Annotated in this window: 15 protein-coding genes and 1 pseudogene; 8 read left to right on the top strand and 8 right to left on the bottom strand. The window is 38.5% G+C overall.

The window, feature by feature from the left end:
• Positions 1-111: 111 nt before the first annotated feature.
• From B0B05_RS06695 to B0B05_RS06685, 3 genes are read right to left on the bottom strand one after another with little or no spacing between them, the layout of a single operon-like run.
• The gene (locus B0B05_RS06695; protein ID WP_076782892.1) at positions 112-1,548 is read right to left on the bottom strand and encodes an oligosaccharide flippase family protein; all 1,437 of its coding nucleotides are present in this window, start codon (positions 1,546-1,548) and stop codon (positions 112-114) included.
• Positions 1,549-2,649 carry a DegT/DnrJ/EryC1/StrS family aminotransferase gene (locus B0B05_RS06690; RefSeq protein ID WP_076782891.1) on the bottom strand — a complete coding sequence of 367 codons (1,101 nt, stop codon included), beginning with the start codon at positions 2,647-2,649 and terminating at the stop codon, positions 1,549-1,551.
• On the bottom strand, positions 2,646-3,656 hold the full coding sequence (locus B0B05_RS06685) for a GNAT family N-acetyltransferase (RefSeq protein ID WP_084173897.1): 1,011 nt from the start codon (positions 3,654-3,656) through the stop codon (positions 2,646-2,648). The genes B0B05_RS06690 and B0B05_RS06685 overlap by 4 nt, the downstream gene beginning before the upstream one ends.
• Before the next feature lie 278 nt (positions 3,657-3,934).
• Here B0B05_RS06685 and B0B05_RS06680 point away from each other — a divergent pair, with 278 nt between their 5' ends.
• Positions 3,935-4,447 (top strand): DUF4251 domain-containing protein, encoded by a 513-nt coding sequence (locus tag B0B05_RS06680; protein WP_076782890.1) that lies wholly within the window; start codon positions 3,935-3,937, stop codon positions 4,445-4,447.
• Here B0B05_RS06680 and meaB read toward each other — a convergent pair whose 3' ends face one another.
• The gene (gene meaB, locus B0B05_RS06675) at positions 4,448-5,434 is read right to left on the bottom strand and encodes a methylmalonyl Co-A mutase-associated GTPase MeaB (RefSeq protein ID WP_076782889.1); all 987 of its coding nucleotides are present in this window, start codon (positions 5,432-5,434) and stop codon (positions 4,448-4,450) included.
• Positions 5,435-5,522: 88 nt separating this feature from the next.
• On the opposite strand from meaB, the gene B0B05_RS06670 reads away from it, so the two are divergent.
• Positions 5,523-5,828, top strand: a complete 306-nt coding sequence (locus B0B05_RS06670; protein ID WP_076782888.1) for a c-type cytochrome — start codon at positions 5,523-5,525, stop codon at positions 5,826-5,828.
• A gap of 3 nt (positions 5,829-5,831) precedes the next feature.
• Here B0B05_RS06670 and scpA read toward each other — a convergent pair whose 3' ends face one another.
• Entirely contained in the window at positions 5,832-7,955 is a 2,124-nt protein-coding gene (gene scpA / locus B0B05_RS06665; protein WP_076782887.1) for a methylmalonyl-CoA mutase, read from the bottom strand.
• A gap of 110 nt (positions 7,956-8,065) precedes the next feature.
• Here scpA and B0B05_RS06660 point away from each other — a divergent pair, with 110 nt between their 5' ends.
• From B0B05_RS06660 to htpG, 3 genes are all read left to right on the top strand, one after another.
• On the top strand, positions 8,066-8,533 hold the full coding sequence (locus B0B05_RS06660; protein WP_076782886.1) for a redoxin domain-containing protein: 468 nt from the start codon (positions 8,066-8,068) through the stop codon (positions 8,531-8,533).
• Positions 8,530-9,054 carry a DsbA family protein gene (locus B0B05_RS06655; protein ID WP_076782885.1) on the top strand — a complete coding sequence of 175 codons (525 nt, stop codon included), beginning with the start codon at positions 8,530-8,532 and terminating at the stop codon, positions 9,052-9,054. The genes B0B05_RS06660 and B0B05_RS06655 overlap by 4 nt, the downstream gene beginning before the upstream one ends.
• Positions 9,055-9,457: 403 nt before the next feature.
• Positions 9,458-11,347, top strand: a complete 1,890-nt coding sequence (gene htpG / locus B0B05_RS06650; RefSeq protein WP_076782884.1) for a molecular chaperone HtpG — start codon at positions 9,458-9,460, stop codon at positions 11,345-11,347.
• 75 nt (positions 11,348-11,422) lie between these two features.
• On the opposite strand, the gene B0B05_RS06645 is transcribed toward htpG, so the two are convergent.
• Positions 11,423-12,622, bottom strand: coding sequence for an endonuclease/exonuclease/phosphatase family protein (locus tag B0B05_RS06645; protein WP_076782883.1), 1,200 nt, complete (start codon positions 12,620-12,622; stop codon positions 11,423-11,425).
• A 223-nt stretch (positions 12,623-12,845) separates the two neighbouring features.
• Between B0B05_RS06645 and B0B05_RS06640 the strand changes: the two genes are divergently transcribed.
• Entirely contained in the window at positions 12,846-15,728 is a 2,883-nt protein-coding gene (locus B0B05_RS06640) for a carboxypeptidase-like regulatory domain-containing protein (protein WP_076782882.1), read from the top strand.
• Positions 15,729-15,745: 17 nt separating this feature from the next.
• Entirely contained in the window at positions 15,746-17,182 is a 1,437-nt protein-coding gene (locus B0B05_RS06635; RefSeq protein WP_076782881.1) for a DUF5689 domain-containing protein, read from the top strand.
• A gap of 80 nt (positions 17,183-17,262) precedes the next feature.
• On the opposite strand, the gene B0B05_RS06630 is transcribed toward B0B05_RS06635, so the two are convergent.
• Positions 17,263-17,973 carry an ABC transporter ATP-binding protein gene (locus tag B0B05_RS06630; protein WP_076782880.1) on the bottom strand — a complete coding sequence of 237 codons (711 nt, stop codon included), beginning with the start codon at positions 17,971-17,973 and terminating at the stop codon, positions 17,263-17,265.
• Positions 17,974-18,122: 149 nt separating this feature from the next.
• Positions 18,123-19,586, bottom strand: coding sequence for a DUF5687 family protein (locus B0B05_RS06625; RefSeq protein WP_076782879.1), 1,464 nt, complete (start codon positions 19,584-19,586; stop codon positions 18,123-18,125).
• Between the two features lie 131 nt (positions 19,587-19,717).
• Here B0B05_RS06625 and B0B05_RS06620 point away from each other — a divergent pair.
• A pseudogene (locus B0B05_RS06620) lies at positions 19,718-19,962 on the top strand (IS5/IS1182 family transposase); the annotation flags it as partial.

Here is a 19,962-nt window from a genome sequence, read left to right as displayed (position 1 = left end):
CTACATTTTATTACTTTCGGGTTCCAGTTTGTTGCTGTGCAATATAAGAATTTATACAGTTTTCAAAAAGTTTTTTTACCAGCTAACTGACAGCTTTTTTACAATATTGGTTTATTTTATCCACTTAAAAATATGATTAAGACGTCTCAACGACCAGGCAGAAGCTATAATTGTAATCATTGAGATGATTATTTTTTTCAGCAGAGAGTCTGTAATCGTGAAATTAATAAAGATACATAGCATTATAATCACACAACATGCTATGTAGGTTTTAATATTTTTTGATTCTATTTTAACACTAAAAAGTTGATTGGCCTGCCAGTAATTTCCTAAAAGATAAATTAAAAAATAGATCGTATAGCCTATTGCCAAACCTCTTAATCCGTCAGCTAAATAGCCGAAAATATGACAGAAAAGAAAAATAATATTATAGATAATAGAATTCTGTATGATTAGCCTGCGACTGCCTTTTGCTAAAAGGACAAAGCTCACCGTCCATGAAAATAACTTAAAAAAAATACCCATCATCGCAATCTGCAGATACACTTCTGCCGCCATAAATTCCTTTGTATAAATCAGTATAATAAAAATATGGGAAAAAAGAAGCATCAGTAATAAGATTGGAAACAAAATAATGATTCCAATATAAAGCTGATGATTCACTTCCTCACTCAATAAGTTGTTTTGAGTATTATTTTTTGATAGCCGAGGAAAATAATCAATACTCATAACGGTAAAAATAAGAGCAACATAGGAATTAAGTATCGTATAACCAGCGATATACTGTCCCAAGATTTTTAGCCCTCCATAATTACTTATAAACATCTGAAGAACGTAAGCAGCTAACAACTCTGTAAAACTGCTAAGGTTATAAAAAAAGCCGTCTCCAGCCATTTTTTTGGATTGTGACAAAAACTCAGTTTTGTTCACTTTTTCATTATTTATCTTGAGTCTTTTAAAATAAATGTAAAATATGATAGCTTCTACAAAGCCTAATGTAATCAGGTTATAAACAATACCACGCAGCTGAAAATAATAATATAACGGAACGGTAAAAAAAATTCCGATAATGCTAGCTATAATATTAGCATTCGCAAGTTGTTTTAATCGGCCAGTGCTCCTAAGGATACTGGAATAGATAGTGGAAAACTGCTTAAAAAACACCGAAATTGCTAACAATCGGAAAGCCCAGGTAAAATCATCAGTTTCAAAAGTTATCAGCGAAAGCTGAGCCGCAAAGCAGAAACAAAGTGCCGCACTGATCATACCAATGATTACAGCCAGTATTTTTACAATCTTTATTCGTTTGGGTAACAATTGTATGGAAGAGGCAGACAGATGTTTCACAACACTGGTTGGCAGCCCAAGGTTGAGAGTCCCTACAATAAGATTAAAAGTAGTAAGCAATAATCCCAAAAAACCAACACCCTGAGACCCTAACCATATAGCAGCAACCTTGGATCTGAAAACGCCTGTAACCAGATTAATAAATTGTACACCACCAAATGCCGTCATGGTTTTGATGATTTTTTGCCGCTTATTGCTCACTTATTTATAACTGTTAATAGTATCGATTATATATTGGACCTCCTGATCAGTCATGGCCTGATTGCATGGTAAACTCAATACTTCATTATGAATTTTGTCGGTAACAGGTAACTGTAGATTGGCAAACTCCTTCATACATTGCTGCTGATGTACCGCAACGGGATAATGAATCAAGGTTTGGATTTTATTTTTCGAAAGATAAGCCTGAAATGCTTCTCTTTCCCTTATCCTCACCGCAAAAATGTGGAAATTATGATTATCTGAACCATCCCAATAAGGGAGTGCAACGTTATCATTGTTGATTTCATTGATGAATCTCCTGGCAATATTCCTCCTTTTATTGTTATCAGCATCCAGGTTTTTTAACTTTTCATCGAGAACAGAGGCTTGGATCTCGTCTAACCTGGAGTTGATGCCCTTGTAGATATTATAATATTTTTTCTCAGAACCATAATTTCGCAGTGCCCGGATACATTCTGCCAAATCAGCATCACTGGTAGTCACGGCACCACCGTCGCCCAGGCAGCCAAGATTTTTCCCCGGATAAAAGCTGAATCCTGCTGCATGGCCAATTGCTCCTGCTTTTACATCATTTTCTACCGAGCCGTGAGCCTGTGCTGCATCTTCTATCAATAGTAATCCGTTGTCATCAGCAAACTGCCTTATGGCGGTGCCGTCGGTAATTTGCCCATAGAGGTGAACGGCCAAAATACCTTTTGTTCTTAGCTCTGTTGCTTTTTTTATAACATCTAGGTCCAGATTATAATTATCCAGATTGGTATCAACCAGTTTAGGTTCTAATCCGGCCAAAATGATGGCCAGAACGCTGGCAATATAGGTGTTGGCCGAGACTAATATCTGGTCTCCTTTTTTTAGCCTGCCCAATTCTATATAGGCGCGGAATATGAGAATGAGGGCGTCTAACCCGTTGCCAACTCCCACGGCATAGTTTGTTCCGCAGTATTTTGCAAAATTTTTCTCAAAATGGTCTACTTCCTTCCCAAGAATGTACCATCCGCTGTCAAGCATTTTTTTTGTCTTGGCAAGAACGATTTCCTCATAAGGTTCGTTAATTTTTTTTAAATCAAGATATGGTATCATACATACATCTGTTCTATGAGGTTGTAATTGTGAGTTGAGATTTTATAAAAATCCTGAGATACACCTCGTGCTCCGAAGCCTTCTTTCCAAAACAGTAGTCCTTTGTTGAGTTTCCTACCATTATCTTCATTAGAAATTCCAAAATCAAAGTAGTCATAATTTATGAATTCTTCACTTAGAAGTTTATGAAACAAAAAATTCAATGCTTTTTTATCTTTATATTCGGTTTTTACACATATATATTGGGCATGAGCCACATTTTTATCCGTAAAGATTACCGTTCCGCCTAGCATCTTATCATCGGAAAAGACACCATATAAATGAATATTATTTTCAAATTTCGATTTAAGAGCCATAATTTCTTTCAGAGAATGCACTGGCGAAGTATTATGATTGAGCAGCAATTCCGGCTCAAGAATCTCTTTCCAGAATTCTTTCCAAAGATCACATTTTTTGTAATAAATCCCTGATTTTTCACTGGATTTTACATATCGGACAACAGATTTTGAGGTATAATAATCTCGCTTCAAATCGACTACCGAACATAGATCTCTGCGGTATAATTCTGCATTAGTTATAAACATCAGATACTTCCACTCATCACTGGGGAACTGGGTATAAAAATAAGGGATTTCTTTCCAGTAGAAAAAAGGAATTTCTTTTTGGCTAAGAAATCTAAGAACTTCGGAAACAACATCAAAAAAAACAGTCATTCGCAAATCCTGCTTAGCGATAATTCCGCCATAGGTCAGCCCCTGGTGAGAATGAAATTCATTATTCTTTAGATGTCCGGGCAATATTGCAACAAGCTGCGAATTATTATAAATCAGTAGCGAAAAATCATCAAACCGGTCTTTGTGATAATCCATAAAGTCTCTCCGGAAAAGAAAAGTTCCGTTTTTGGCCGTGGAGACAAAGTTATTCCACTTGTCAAAATCCTCATCTTTATAACTCCGGATTTCAATAGCATCCATCATGATCTCTGCAAAAATTTTCTGAGGAAACAAATATACAATTAATATAGTATTGATTAATATTGAGGTTTTCTTTTAAAAATACATTTAAGACGATCAATTTTCCGCAAAAATTGTTAACTTTTGCCGCTATAAAATATCTAATCAACAGATTGCATGTTTTTTGATATATAAAATCTAAATTATGAAATCATGATTTGGAAACCTAATTGATCCAATCATTGAATTCCGGTTAAAAATATTAAAAAGGATAAAAAAGCAATAAAGATGATGCGAGTGCATTTGACCATAAAACACTAAAAAATTTTCATATGAAAAAATATCTTATAATACTAGTTGTGTCCCTGTGTATGCTGAGCTGTAGTTCACAGGTTTATGTAGAGCCTGCTGCGCTGTCTTCCGCAATAGCCAGAAAAGAATTTAATTTTAATGCGACCAATGCCTATCCAACAAGTGGTGATGTCATTGGTGTGATGAATGCCATGCCGGGCGCAATGGCCAGCCGGATGCTGAGGTTGGATCCTGGCTACGGATTCAATCTCAAAAAAGATTTGTTAAGTGTTTACCTGCCTTACTTTGGAAGAGCTTATACAGCAAATCCGGGCGATGCTACCAATGGTGGATTGAGGTTTGAGTCCAAAGATTTTACCGTAAAACCCTCAACGACCAAAAAAGGGAACACTCTTTTGATCATTACACCGAATGATCAAAAAGCGAATTTTGTCTTCAATCTTGAGATTTTCAAAAACGGAAGTGCTTTTCTGTCAATCAATTCCAATGACAGGCAGCCTATCAGTTTTGATGGTAATATCTCGGTTGATTAATCAGTTTCCGAATAACTTATTTACAAATTCACTGGCTTCGGAACTTGGATTAGACAACAGTTCCGAAGCCTTTTTTTTATGCGCCAGAAAAGAGTTTTCCAAATGATGGTTATTCTTTGCTTTTTCGAGAATGTATTCACTTACCCAAAATTCAAATCGTTTCTGAGCCTGATTTTTTCTGGTTTCGAGAAAAGTCCCGTTCTTGTTTTTCAGCGCGATATAATCGTCAATTTTATCAAAAATCTCTATTAAACCGGTTTTTTCCAAAGCCGAACCAAGAATCACGGGAATTTTCCAGTTTTTCTCTCTAGGTGTGATAAATTGTAAAGCTCTCGAGAGTTCAGTTTTCGTCATTTTAGCTTTCGAAAGATTCTCGGAGTTCACTTTATTAATGAAAATCAGATCTGCCATTTCCATAATGCCGCGTTTGATACCTTGCAATTCGTCGCCAGTTCCGATGACTTTCAGAAAAAGAAAAACGTCCGTGATATCATTGACTAAAGTTTCACTTTGCCCAACACCAACGGTTTCTATCAAAATATAATCAAAACCAGCGGCTTCACAAATCAAAAGACTTTCGAAAGTGGTATTCGCAATGCCACCGAGAAATCCAGAACTTGGACTAGGACGGATAAACGCATTCGGGTCTTTCGCCAATTCTTCCATCCGGGTTTTATCGCCAAGAATACTTCCTTTGTTGATGGACGAACTTGGATCAATCGCCAAAACGGCTACTTTTTTTCCTTGAGCAATCGCAAACTTTCCAAAGCTTTCTATAAAAGTTGATTTTCCCGCACCCGGAACTCCCGTGATCCCAATTCTTATCGATTTTCCTGTGAATGGTAAAACTTCTTTGAGTAATAAGTCTGCCATTTCCCGGTGTTCGGGCTTTTTGCTCTCGATAAGCGTGATGGCTTTACCCAACATCCTTTTATCCGAGGATTTGATGCCGTTGATATAGTCCTGCAAGTCTATTTGCTTTGCCATTGGGAATTTGGAATAATTACAAATTAGATTGGGCTGGTTTTACCTGTCCTCAAATTGACTATTTTTGGTAAAACCAAATCCAAAAATAATGAAAAAATACATATACAGCCTCTGTTTAATTGGTGCAATCATCTATTCGTGCAAAACACAATCTACACCGTCAACACCTGTTACGCCTCAAACAGCTGGCGTTGCTGCAACTACAGATGCTGTTAAAAATGGAGGAGAACTTTTCACCCAAAGATGCGGCAGATGCCACGCTTTGCCTTCGCCATCAGATCATACTGCCACAGAATGGAAACCAATTATAGATGCCATGGCTCCAAAGGCAAAGTTGACAGCAGAAGAAACCAATTGGCTTTTGGCTTACGTGAATGCTAATGCGAAGAAATAATAATTAATTCTCTAAAAATTTCTCCAAAATCTCCACAGCACATTTTGGCAAATTGGTTCCAGGACCGAAAATAAAATCGGCGCCATTAGCATATAAAAATTCATAATCCTGTTGCGGAATAACGCCACCAACAACAATAGTGATATCTTCTGCTCCGAGTTTTTTAAGTTCTTCCACCACTTGCGGAACGAGTGTTTTGTGACCAGCAGCCAAAGACGAAACGCCTAAAATGTGAATGTCATTTTCCACAGCTTGCTTGGCCACTTCTTCCGGCGTTTGGAAGAGCGGAGCAACATCGACATCAAATCCCATATCTGCAAATGCTGTTGCCACTACTTTTGCGCCTCTATCGTGACCGTCTTGTCCCATTTTTGCCACCATTATTCTTGGTCTTCTGCCTTCTTCGTCTTCAAATTTCTGACTTAGTGAAACTGCTTTTTCAAAGTATTCGTTTTTTCCTGCATTCATAGCGTAAACTCCTGATATGGTTCTGATATTGGCTTTGTAACGTCCGAAACTTTCTTCCATCGCATCGCTCATTTCGCCCAAAGTTACTCGCCTTCTTGCTGCTTCTATGCAAAGTTCCAGAAGGTTTCCGTTGCCAGTTTTCGCGGTTTCGCGGATTTTATTTAAAATTTCTTCAACAGATTCTGCATTACGATTTGACTTAATCGAGTCTAATCTTTCGATTTGTTTTCTGCGGACTTCCGTATTATCGATGTCGAGGATATCAATGTCGGTTTGTTTAAGATTGGATCTGAAGGAATTAACTCCGATGATAAACTCTTCTCCGCTGTCAATTTTAGCCTGTTTGATTGCCGACGCTTCTTCAATTCTCATTTTCGGGATTCCGGCTTCGATGGCTTTGGTCATTCCGCCTTCTTTTTCGACCTCATCGATGTATTTCATTGCTTCATCAATCATCTGCTGAGTTAATGATTCTACCAGAAAACTTCCACCCATAGGATCTACCACATTACAAATTCCGCTTTCCTGTTGCAGAATGATTTGCGTATTTCTGGCGATTTTCGCTGAGTAATCGGTTGGCAATGCAATTGCTTCGTCTAAAGCATTGGTGTGAAGCGACTGTGTTCCACCCAAAGCAGAGGACAATGCTTCAATAGCTGTTCTGGTAATATTATTGAAAGGCTCCTGCTCTGTCAAGCTCCAGCCGGAAGTTTGAGAATGCGTTCTTAAAGCTAAAGATTTTTGATTCTGAGGATTGAATTGTGTCAAAAGATTGGCCCAAATATATCTTGCAGCACGCATTTTGGCAATTTCCATAAAATGGTTCATTCCGATAGCCCAGAAAAAGGATAATCGTGGTGCAAAATCATCAATATTCATTCCGGCTTTGATTCCTGTTCTTACATATTCCAAACCATCGGCTAAAGTATAAGCCATTTCCAGAACCGGCGTTGCGCCAGCTTCCTGCATATGATAGCCGGAAATGGAAATAGAGTTGAATTTCGGAATATTTTTAGAAGTATATTCAAATATATCGGCAATGATTTTCATTGACGGTGTTGGCGGATAGATGTAGGTATTGCGCACCATAAACTCTTTCAAAATGTCATTCTGAATCGTTCCGGACAGTTTATCCTGAGAAACGCCTTGCTCTTCCGCAGCGACAATATAGAACGATAAGATCGGTAAAACGGCGCCGTTCATCGTCATCGAAACTGAAATCTCATCCAAAGGAATTTGATCAAATAAAATCTTCATATCCTCAACAGAATCGATGGCAACACCGGCTTTCCCAACATCACCCACAACTCGTGGATGATCCGAATCATAGCCTCGGTGCGTAGCCAAATCAAATGCTACCGAAAGCCCTTTTTGTCCCGCAGCCAGGTTTCTTCTGTAAAAAGCATTGGATTCTTCTGCTGTAGAAAACCCGGCATACTGACGGATTGTCCAGGGTTTTTGGACATACATCGTAGAGTAAGGGCCACGTAAATAAGGCGTAATTCCGGCAGAGGTCTCACACAGGCTCTTATTCACATCTTTGCTGGTGTATTTTGATTTTAATCCCAAACCATCTTTTTCAAAATAATAGTTTTTCGAAGCGGAATTGAATTCAATATTTTGAAAATCAGGATTTTGGTTTAATATTTTATGGCGCATCTTATAATGGGTTGTGGCAGCTAAAGTTAATAATTTTTTAAACTTAGCAGAATAAAGATGTCACAAAACTTGATATAAGTTCATAACTTTAGTCTCTAAAAAATAAAATTATGTTAAACCCTGGAACAGTTGCCCCGGACTTTGAATTGTATGCCACGCCGGATCAAAAGCTGAAGCTCAGCGAGCTGAAAGGCAAAAAAGTAGTCCTCGTTTTTTATCCTGCGGACTGGAGCCCCGTTTGCAGTGATGAACTCACCATCTATAACGAAGCGGCAAAACTTTTTGAAAAATACAATGCACAGGTCGTCGGTATTTCTGTGGACAGCAAATGGAGCCACACCGCTTTTTCTGAGCAGCACCATTATCATTTTCCTTTGCTTGCAGATTTTGAACCCAAAGGAAAGGTTGCCCGACTTTACGAATCTTATGATGAAGAAAACGGTCTCTGCAAAAGATCAATTTATCTGATAGACGAAGAAGGCAAAATCGTATGGAACTATCTTTCACCAGTGGGCGTCAATCCTGGTGTAGATGGTGTTTTGGATGCACTGGATCAACTTAAAAACGACAAAAAATGAGTAAACTACGACCACCAGTTAATGAGCAGGATCACTTTCAGGGAAATCCGGAGAAGGCAAAAGTGATTTTAACAGAATATGGCGATTATCAATGTCCCAGCTGTGGCGAGGCATATCCGATCGTCAAAAACCTGCAACGGCATTTTGGAGAAGACCTGCTGTTTGTTTTCAGGAACTTTCCTTTGCAGGATGCACATCCTGATGCTTTTTCGGCAGCGTTGGCAGCAGAAGCGGCCGGTAAGCAAGACAAATTCTGGGAAATGCACGATGTTCTGTACGAAAACCAAGACCGGCTGGATCAGGAAGCTCTGGAATATTACGCTGAAAAGCTAGGGCTGGATGTACAGCAATTTCTGGAAGATCTGCAAAGTAACGATATCCGCAAGAAAGTTGAAAACGATATAGAAAGCGGATTGAGAAGCGGCGTAAACGGTACACCATCTTTCTACATTGGTGAGGAAAAATATAACGAAGACTGGAGCGAGGATTTTCTGAAAGCCGTTATAGAACAGTTTATATAGAGATCGTTTCCAAATCTTTTTAAATTATAGATAATACATATGTGGCGCTCCGCAGGAGCGCTATTTGTTTGTGGCAGAATGGTAAGAGATAACCAATGAAAAAAAAATTATTTGAGAGCGACAATTTGTCATTATTTGCTGACTGGTATTTTTTTTGAGAAATGGTGTGTAGATGTCAAAACACGCGGCAGAGATGGTAGTGGAAATCCTTTTGCTTTTTTAGATTTTACGCGTTGTTGAGAATGAAAATGTTCAGAAAAGCAAAAGATTGCAACGAACAGCCCGGTGACAAAATAGCTTGGGGAAAGCTTCGGTTTTTGGCAGCCGCCCCGATTATAATTGATTGTCAATGAATGATAAATGGTTGTAATCCAGAATTTTAATAAAACAAAAAAAATATAATATGGCAACAGGAAGTATTAATGTATCGGTGGAGAATATTTTCCCGCTGATTAAAAAGTTTCTTTACAGCGACCACGAGATTTTTCTTCGTGAGCTGATTTCTAACGCGACAGATGCGACAACCAAACTGAAACACCTCACCACGATAGGTGAAGCAAAGGTGGAATATGGCAACCCAATCATCGAGGTGAAAATTGATAAAGATGCGAAAACGCTCACTATCAAAGATCAGGGAATTGGGATGACCGGCGAAGAGGTTGAAAAATATATCAACCAAGTCGCATTTTCCGGTGCGGAAGAGTTTTTGGAAAAATATAAAGATTCGGCTAAAGATTCCGGCATTATCGGGCATTTTGGTCTCGGATTTTATTCGGCTTTTATGGTGGCAGAAAAAGTGGAAATCTTGACTAAATCTTATAAAGATGATGCAAAAGCCGTGCGTTGGATCTGTGACGGAAGCCCGGAATATACGCTGGAAGATGCAGAAAAATCTGAAAGAGGGACAGAGATTATCCTTCATATTGCAGAAGATTCTACCGAGTTTTTGGAAGAATTCAAAATCCGTGAGCTTCTGACAAAGTATAACAAATTCAACCAAATCCCAATTAAATTCGGGACCAAAAAAGAGCAGTTGCCTTTGCCGGAAGGCGCTGCAGAAGGTACAAAACCGGAGGAGGTTGAGATCGATAATATCATAAATAATCCCAACCCGGCGTGGACGATTGCGCCAAGCGATCTGACTAAGGAAGATTATATAAAATTCTACCACGAGCTGTACCCAATGCAGTTTGAGGAGCCTTTGTTCCATATCCATCTGAATGTGGATTATCCTTTTAACCTGACTGGTATCCTGTTCTTCCCGAAATTGGGCAATAACCTAAACATTGAGAAAGATAAAATCCAACTGTATCAGAATCAGGTTTTTGTAACGGATGAGGTAAAAGGTATTGTGCCGGATTTCCTAATGTTGCTGAGAGGTGTGATCGATTCTCCGGACATCCCGTTGAACGTTTCGCGTTCTTACCTGCAGGCTGATGGCGCTGTGAAGAAAATCTCTTCTTACATCACCAAAAAAGTGGCGGACAAGATGGTTTCTCTCATCAATGAAAACCGTGAAGATTATGAGAAAAAATGGAATGACATCAAAATCGTGATCGAATACGGAATGATTTCCGAAGAGAAATTCTATGAGAAATCTGACAAATTTGCACTATACCCTACCACAGACAACCATTATTACCTCTGGAATGAACTGATTGATAAAATCAAACCAAACCAAACGGATAAAGATGGTAAAACGGTTGTACTTTATGCGTCTGATGCTAATGAGCAGGACAGCTATATCCAGTCTGCCAAAGGGAAAGGTTACGAAGTCTTGTTGCTGGATTCGCCAATCGTTCCGCACCTGATTCAGAAACTGGAAGGTTCCAAAGAAAACGTAACGTTTGTAAGGGTAGATGCTGATCACATCAATAATCTGATCAAAAAAGATGAGCCTAAGATCTCAAAACTGACTGATGCAGATAAAGAAACTTTGAAAAAAGAGATCGAAGAATCTGTAAACGATCAGAAATTCACGGTTCAGCTGGAAGATCTGGATTCTACAGATGCGCCGTTTACACTGACTCAGCCTGAGTTTATCCGAAGAATGAAAGATATGCAGGCGACAGGCGGCGGCGGAATGTTCGCAATGGGCGGTTTCCCTGAGATGTACAATCTTGTTGTGAATGCTAACTCAGATTTTGCTGGAGAATTATTGAAGAAAGATAATGACGATGAGAAAAAAGCTTTGGTGAATCAGGCTTTGGATCTCGCAAAACTATCCCAAAATTTGCTTAAAGGAAAAGAACTGACCGATTTTATCAAACGTAGTTTTGAGAGTTTGAAATAAAACTTAGATTAATAAAAATAAATAAGCCGTCCCAATATTGAGACGGCTTATTTTATTTTTAATTAAATCAAAAAATTAAGGTTCTTTCTGCAAGACGACAAAAGCCGGGAAGTGATCCGAATAGCCACCAGTGAAGGTGTCGCCACTCCAGGACCGGAAAGGATAACCTTTATAATTGCCTTCTTTTGATACAAGATAAGATGGCGCATAGATCTCAGCTTTGTAGACCGTATAATCTTTTCTCAGCTGATTGTTTGGCGAATATAGATTGGCTGATACAATGATCTGATCAAATAAGTTTGGTGCATCCTGATAAGCCAATGAAGCCACACCCTTTTTGTACAGCGGGTACATTAGGTTAAGATAATGATTTTCTTCATTAAGATCTTTTGGGTTACCTACTGCTTTTAGGTAATTCTTAAGGCTTGAGCTTACCGGATCATCGTTGAAGTCACCCATGGCAAAGAGTTTTGTAGATGGATCCAATGCCTTTACACTATCCATCTGTTGCTTCAATATTGCCGCCGCCGCATTACGTTTTGGGAGAGATGCTGCCTCGCCACCTCTTCTTGATGGCCAGTGGTTAAGGAAAAAAGCCACTTTCTCATTATCCAGAAAACCTGTCAGTACAACAATGTCCCTGGTGTATTCTCTGTTGCCGTTGTCACCAAAAACCTTTACCTCCTTTTTCCATGATTTTGACGGAGTAAACCTTCTTTTCTGATAAATAAATGCAACGTCTATCCCTCTGTAATCATAAGAATTGTAATGTACCACACCATAGTCATATTTGGCAATTGAAGGTTCTTTTACCAGGTCTTCTATCACCTGGCGGTTTTCTACTTCAATAAGGCCTACGACTGCGGGTGCTGTCCCGGTATAGGCACGCCCAAGTTCTGAGATAACTTTAGCCTCATTCTCCAGTTTTTGCTTGTATATTTTGTAAGTATAGTTTTTAGCACTTTTAGGTGTAAATTCCTCAGAGCCGCTTTGTAATCTCACCACTTTTTTGCCTTTAAGAGCCTCATCATTCCACGGTCCTTTGTAATCTTTATCTGTAACTTCCAGATATTTGATAGAATCAAGAGGGACACTTCTGTGGAAAGCCGGGTTATTGACATCCTTGGTGCCATCTATATAATCTGCAGAACGCACGGTATCCCAAAGGTTTTCAACATTAAGAAAACCAACAGTGGCGGCACGTACCTGTCGCTTCTGCTGTGCAAAAAATAAAGAAATGCTTAATAATGCTATTAAGCTAAAACTGTTTTTCATAATAAATTAGGTAAGGTTACAAAAGTAAATTTTTTTATACTGATGCAAAACAAAACTTTTAGTTTTTTATAAAAAACAGGATTGTATTTCTCAAAATTGATATTGTGTTAAAGTAAAAATAAAATGTTAAAAAGTTCTAATTAGTAAAAAATTATTACATTTGCGATCCGTGTATAACGCACTGTATATTAGAAAAAAAGAGCAAACAAAACCTAATTGATTTATGATTAAAAAATTATCATTAATCTCCTTGTTTACAATGCTTCCCGCAACATTTTACTATGCACAGACAACTGTTTTTGCATATCTAAAAGATGCCGACGGAAAACCTGTTGAGAAAGCACAAGTAGACCTAAAAGGAGAAGGTAATGATGTGACGGCAGACAAAATTGGCTATTTCCAATTTGTAGATCTGAAATCCGGCCACTATCAGATTGTAGTAACCAAACCAAATTTTGAGCCAAAAACTTTAGAATTTGATATAACTACAGAGAAAAGAAAAGACTTGGGGGTTGTAACCCTATATCCGGCTTTAACGGGGGCAGAGCAAGGATTAGCAATTCTTGACAATGGAGATGATGAGGGCAGCGGTCAAACATCTACAGTTGGACTTTTGCAGTCTTCTCAAGACGTTTTTAACAGAGTAGCCAGTTATGATCTTGGTTTCTACTGGTTCAGACCAAGAGGTATTGACGGCAGAACATCCGAAAATATGCTCAATGGTGTTTCTATGGTAAAATCGGATAATGGGAATGTGGATTTTTCTAACTGGGGAGGCCTTAACGAGATTGTGAGATATCCCGAGATTGCATCTAACCATGCTCCTTCAGAATATGCTTTTGGTGGTGCTACAGGCGTTATTTACAAAAATACAAAAGCCAGCGATTACAGAAAAGGTTTTCAAGCTACATATTCTATTACCAATAGGAATTACCGCCAAAGAGTTTCGTTGAGATATACTTCTGGAATGTCCAAAAAAGGTTGGGCTTTTACCGTAATGGGAGCAAAGCGATGGGCAGAAGAAGGTATTCAGGAGGGGACTTTCTACGATGCATACGGTACTTACCTTGGTGTTGAGAAAAAATTCAATAATAATCACTCGATCACGTTTAATGCATTCGCTTCACCATCCAGAAGATCTACTGCAAGTCCTAACACTCAGGAGGTTTTTGACCTTAGAGACGTACATTATAACTCGTACTGGGGCTGGCAAAATGGGGAAAAAAGAAGTGAGCGTGTAAAGACAAGTTTCCAGCCAATTTTCCAATTACAGGATTTTTGGAAAATTAATAAAAGATCCAATCTCTGGACTTCAGTATCTTATCAATTTGGTAAAGAAAAAGGATCCCGTCTTGATTGGCAGGGTGTTCCCAATCCCAATCCAACTTATTACAGAAACCTGCCTAGCTACTATGCTTCTTTAAATCCAAGTGCTTTGGTTGCGGATCCTAATAATCCTGGCAACCTTATTACGGCTGTTCAGGCCATTGCGACTTCTACTCAATTATGGCAAAATGCAGATCCCGAAACTACGCAGATCAATTGGGACAGACTTTATGCAAAAAACCTTTCCCAGACACCTGTAACAGGATATGGTGTAACAGGAAGAAGAGCATTATACTATCAGGTGAATGACGTAAGTGATGATAAAATCTGGAATGCTTCAACCCATTATACTTATAATTTTACAGATACATCCAGGTTTTTGTTGAATGTATCTTATCAGAATTATAGATCAGAACTTTACAGGGAAGTAAAAGATCTTCTTGGGGCAGACTTTGCATGGAACAAAGATCCATTTGCTGCGACCAACAATCCAGGAACGTCTGCATTACTTAACGAGGGCGAAGCTAATGTTGCAAAATATGTAGGAGACAGGATTGGATATAACTATATCTTCAGAAGACAAGAAATAAAAGTGAATCCGGGTTACAAGTTTTCCACAGGTGCTTTTGATGTTTTTGTATCCGGTATGGTAGGTTATTCCTCATCAAGTAGAGAAGGTTTATTCAAACATTATCTGTATGCAGATTCTTTCGGAAAAAGTGCTGACCAGAATTTCTGGAACTATGGTATCAAAGGTCAGGTTCTTTACAGGATCAACGGTAGAAATTTCTTGATCTATAACGGTAGCTTCTTTTCCCAGGCACCATTCTTAGACGATATTTTCATCAATCCAAGACTTAATGCTTCTATAGCGCCTAAGCTAAAAAACACTTTAGTTAATGCCAATGACTTGAGCTATGTTATTAATTCTCCGCTTTATAAGATCAGAGCTTCTGTCTTTTTAGTAGATACACAGAATGAGACCAATGTACAGCGCTTTTTCGCGGACGGTATACAGATAGAAGATAGCGGTGCGGCAGGAGACAACGACAGCAATACGGGGGGGCAATATGTACAAAGTGCATTTGTAACACAGATTATGTCTAATCTGGAGAAAAGAAATATGGGTGCAGAGTTGGGTGTAGATGTAAAAATATTACCAACATTATCCTTCCAGGGTGCAGCCAGTTATGGGCAATATACTTACAGAAATAATCCTAACGTATATTTCGCGTCAGATAATATTGGTGTGTTCTCTAATGGTCTTTCTTATACAGAGTTTGGGAAAGCATACATCAAAAATTACAAACAGGGAGGAACGCCACAAACTGCTTTTTCTGCAGGTTTGAGATACAGTTCTCCAAAATATTGGTGGATAGGTGGTAACTGGAACTATCTGGATAATAATTATCTTGACCCGTCGGCATTGCTAAGGTCAGAGTCTTTTGTCCAAAATGGCCAATCCCATACACCTTATGCAGATTTGGATGAAGCTCGTCTAAGACAGTTGCTAGAGCCCAATAAATTACCATCAGCATTTTTCTTCAACGCCAATGTAGGGAAATCCTGGATATTAGGTAAATATTATCTACTTATCTCTGCAAGTGTTAATAATATCCTCGACAACACCAGATATATCACAGGAGGTTTTGAACAGACACGTAACGGTAAGTACGATTCTTTCGGAGAAGATTATGACAGATCTACAACACTGTTTGCTCCTAAATATTGGTACACTCAGGGCCGTTCCTATTTTGTAAACCTTCAAGTAAGATTCTAACTAATAAATAACTAACAATGAAAATAAATAACATTTTAAAAACGACATTGATGTCTGCGATTGTAATGACATCATTCAGCTCGTGTGTCAAAGAAGATGACTGGAGCACTCCGGAGATTCTTTGTACCAATAAGTTTGACGCAGCCACAATATCAATGGCAGATTTTGCTGCATTGGCTCCTGCGCCAGAATCAGGATCATATTCTGGGACAACTTATAAAATCCCTGCCAGTGGATCTGCTGTAATTTTTGATGGTTACATCGTTTCTTCAGATGAAAATGGTAATTTCTTTAAAACAATTTCTTTTCAGGATAAGAAAGAAAACCCAACAATTGGGATGCAGATGGAAGTGGACAAATCCTCTAACTATGCAGATTTCCCTGTAGGAGCACATATTCGTATCAAAGCTAACGGGCTTGTTTTGGGTTGGGACAGAGGAACGCTTAAGCTTGGTTCTGTAGATAATACATACGCTATTGGAAGAATACCAAGCGTTTTACTGAACAGATACCTTTCTGGTGTTTGTAATGGTAACAACAGATTGGATGTTGCTACGCTTGTACCGACTGTTCTTCCTAACCTCAGCAAAGCATTGGATACAAAATATCTTAATACATTGGTAAAAGTAGCTGGTGTTCAGTTTAATGAATCACTGGTTACTCCTACACAAAAAACATTTATTGACTATATTGCAGGAGTAGGTCAGGATACAGACCGTTCTATTGTGGACAAAAATAACAACTCAACCATACTAAGAAGTTCTGGGTACTCTACATTTGGTGCCACCTTGTTACCTAAAGAGAGCGGTGACCTTACATTTGTAGTTAGCAAGTATAATGCAAACTGGCAAATGATTATCAGAGGACTGAATGATATTAATTTCAAAAATCCAAGATTTGTCCCTGGGGTACCAGAAAATCCTTCTGCTTCTGCAGTCAAATTATTTAACGGGTCTGATTTTGAAAACTGGAATAATTTCCTTGGCAGCCTTAATAGCTTTGGGCTGAAATCTTATGCCACGCAAGGTGTAGGTCTTGGTTATAACGGGACAAACTCTTTACAGATCAAAGGAACGCCTACTGGTAATGACTATGTTTTCACAAGTTTTGCTACAGGTGGATTGCCTGCAACACCAAAAAGAATTACTTTTTATATCAAGGGTAAAGCTACTGGAAAATCACTCTCTTTTAATGTTTACAAGGCCTCAGACAATTCTAAATACTATTCATTTAACTTGGGTACGTTTACTAATGGTGCAATTTTAGGCTCTTTTGATGGGCAACTTAACCAATATACTGGCTCTATTGATACAGGTGGGAATTGGAAGTTGGTAGAACTCACACTATCTGATTTACCTGACATCAATGTGGCAGAAGGTAAAACTGTTTTTGCACTCAAAGTGGGTAGTTCTGCGGTATATGATCTTCAGATTGATAATATCACAATTGAGTAAGCAGTAATTTATAATATATCACAAAAACTCCCGCCGTCGGCGGGAGTTTTTTTATTTGTACCTGAGTCAAGTTTTTTTACTTACTGCGTAAACACCTGATCCGCAAAAAAGGCTTCAAGATCACGAAGTGTTTCCGGCGATGTCTGGATATCTTTTACCAATGTACCTTTGTTGATCACCACAATTCTGTCACAGACCTCGGTGGTATGGGCAAGATCATGGCTCGAAATCAAAAATGTAGATTCTGATTTTTGCGACCACTCCCTTACTAGATTTTTCAGTTTTATTTGCGTCGATGGATCCAGATTGGCAAAAGGCTCGTCAAGGATGATGATGGGAGGCGTTCCTATCAACGCACCTACAATCCCTACTTTCTTCATGTTTCCTTTAGACAGATCTCGGATGTATTTTTTAGCATTCAGGATTTCACCATTAAAAAAGTCGGTAAAATTTTTCACAAATTCATCCACCTGTGCTTTTGTGAGTCCACGTAATTCACCAAGAAAATAGAAATATTCTTCCGGAGTAAGGTATCCGATCAAAAAACTTTCATCGATGAATGCGCCCACCTTGTTTTTCCATCCTTCTGATACATTCACTTTTTCGTTATCGATGGATACATTGCCAGTAGTAGGTTCTATCAGATCCAGAGTCAAGCTGAATAATGTAGTTTTCCCGGCACCATTGTTACCTACCAAACCAATAGTTTGACCTTTTTGGAATTCGAGATGTTCAATTCCTAGCACTTTTTTGTTTTCGTAGACTTTAGAAAGATTATCGATTGTGATCATTGATTAAGATATTAGGAGTGAGATATTAAATAAAGTGTGTCTGAATTTTTAGATGTATGCCGTAAGAAAATTGTTCATCAGATAAGTGATGACCAAAGCTTATTTCTTTGTTTTCTGTACTTACCAAAAGTTGATAAGCTTACATTCTTTTAATTGCCTTTAAAAGCTTTTATAGTAGAGTATTTTTCTTTTTTGTATAATTTAACAATATAGTCAAAGAATTTTTCTCGGAAAAGAAATCCAACCATCCCCAATACAGCGAGGGATGCAACAGCTGCTGTGGTACCTAAGAATTGTTTGGAAATACCAAAAACTGCCATTGGTAAAACCATTTGTGGCAGGATAAGCAGGATATTCCTAAAACTGAAATTATTTTTCTTGCCCATCGCCTTGCTTCTGGAGTTAAGATCAACAGGGTTTTTGTTATAAGCCCCGGACAGCAGTACGATCTGAGAATTGACACCAATATTATAGATCCCGGCTGCTAAAAATGTAAGATACAGTTCCCAGCTCACAAAAGCATAGACTGAAGCCAAAATCATACTGAGGCCCACTGCACTTACAATAAGCCACCATTTAGCCTTAAGGTATTCTTTATATGGTACATTGCGGGTCATCATCAGTGGATAATAGGAGCTGTCAAACGAAGGCACGCGCTGGCCAAACAGAAAGAGAAAACCACCTGTAACAAACAAACCCATAAAAAACTGCATATAAGAGGTCCTGTAAGTGGGAGAACTAAACATTAATAAACCATAGAACAGAAACAGAAAACTTCCCAGGGCAACCGATTGTACAGCTTTGCTCCGTTTGATCATCCGGACGTCATTGTTGATAAAGGTTCCCAGCACGCCGTACTTATTGAGGAAGCGGATATTTTCGGTCTTTGCTACTTCTTTTTTCATCTCCAGGCCACGATCCAGGTAGAAATTATTTTTGATGAATTTCTTGGTAATGGCAAAACCTGTAACTACAAATCCCATAGGCACAACAATCAGCCACCAATGATGATAAAAAAGCATCATAACCTTACCGGATAATGCCGAAAGAGAAATAAACTTATAATAATCCAACACAGCAGCAGCGGCAACAAGGCCGGCGATCAGCCATACGACCCAGTCTTTACCATTAAGAAGGATGTTGATAAAATTGTTGCAGAGGCTGAATAAAATGAGTGCGAAAACCCAGGACAAACTGCCGGGTACCGAATAGCCGTTATATAACAAAATACCTAAAAAAGGGATATAAATAAAGAGATTGCCCCAAGTAAAAAAGGAACTGAGAGTCTTGGCAATCAGATAATTGACCAATGTGCTTTTCCTGATATTCATCGTGAGAAAAGGTTTGATATTCTGTGTTGGCATCTGCTGGAAAAAGTATCTTACCAGGAGATCCAAAGTTAACCAGTAGACAAGGTATTGGCTAATGAAAGGCAGGGGATCTGCATGCAATTCTTTTTTAGGGATATAAAACGCGCCAAAAGCCAGAAATACAAACATCGCCAGCATATAAAGTATGCCGATTATCTGGAAAATCTTTACCACCATATTAGCAGCCAAAGCGCTGGACCGGAAAAAACTTTTAAATTCTAACTTTATAAATTGTTGCAACATGGGTCAAGTTTAATTTTAAATAGTCCCTCCTTAAACCACCTATAATTTACTGATTATTAGTATTTTGGGTTTAAAATAGCTTGTTTTTTATTGCAAGAATTTGTATCTTAGAGCTTTAAAACTTTGCAAATATGTTGGGGAAAAATCCAGAAAAGAAGCCAGAATTATTCCGCCCAATGTTGGTGGATTTTATTGACCACGAGCATGAACTTGTTCTACTTTCAGAAAAAATAGATTGGAATTATTTTGAGAAAGAATTTTCGCCCTTGTATTCCAAAGTGGGCAATCCGAGCCATCCGATTCGGTTTATGGTGGGTTGTTTGCTACTGAAACATTTGTATAATTTGGGCGATGAGACGTTGGAAAAAGCCTGGAT

The sequence above is a fragment of the Epilithonimonas bovis DSM 19482 genome (assembly GCF_900108115.1).
Taxonomy (GTDB): Bacteria; Bacteroidota; Bacteroidia; order Flavobacteriales; family Weeksellaceae; genus Epilithonimonas; species Epilithonimonas bovis.
The sequence above is the reverse complement of the archived record's forward strand: the minus strand, read 5'-3'. Positions and strand labels throughout refer to the sequence as shown.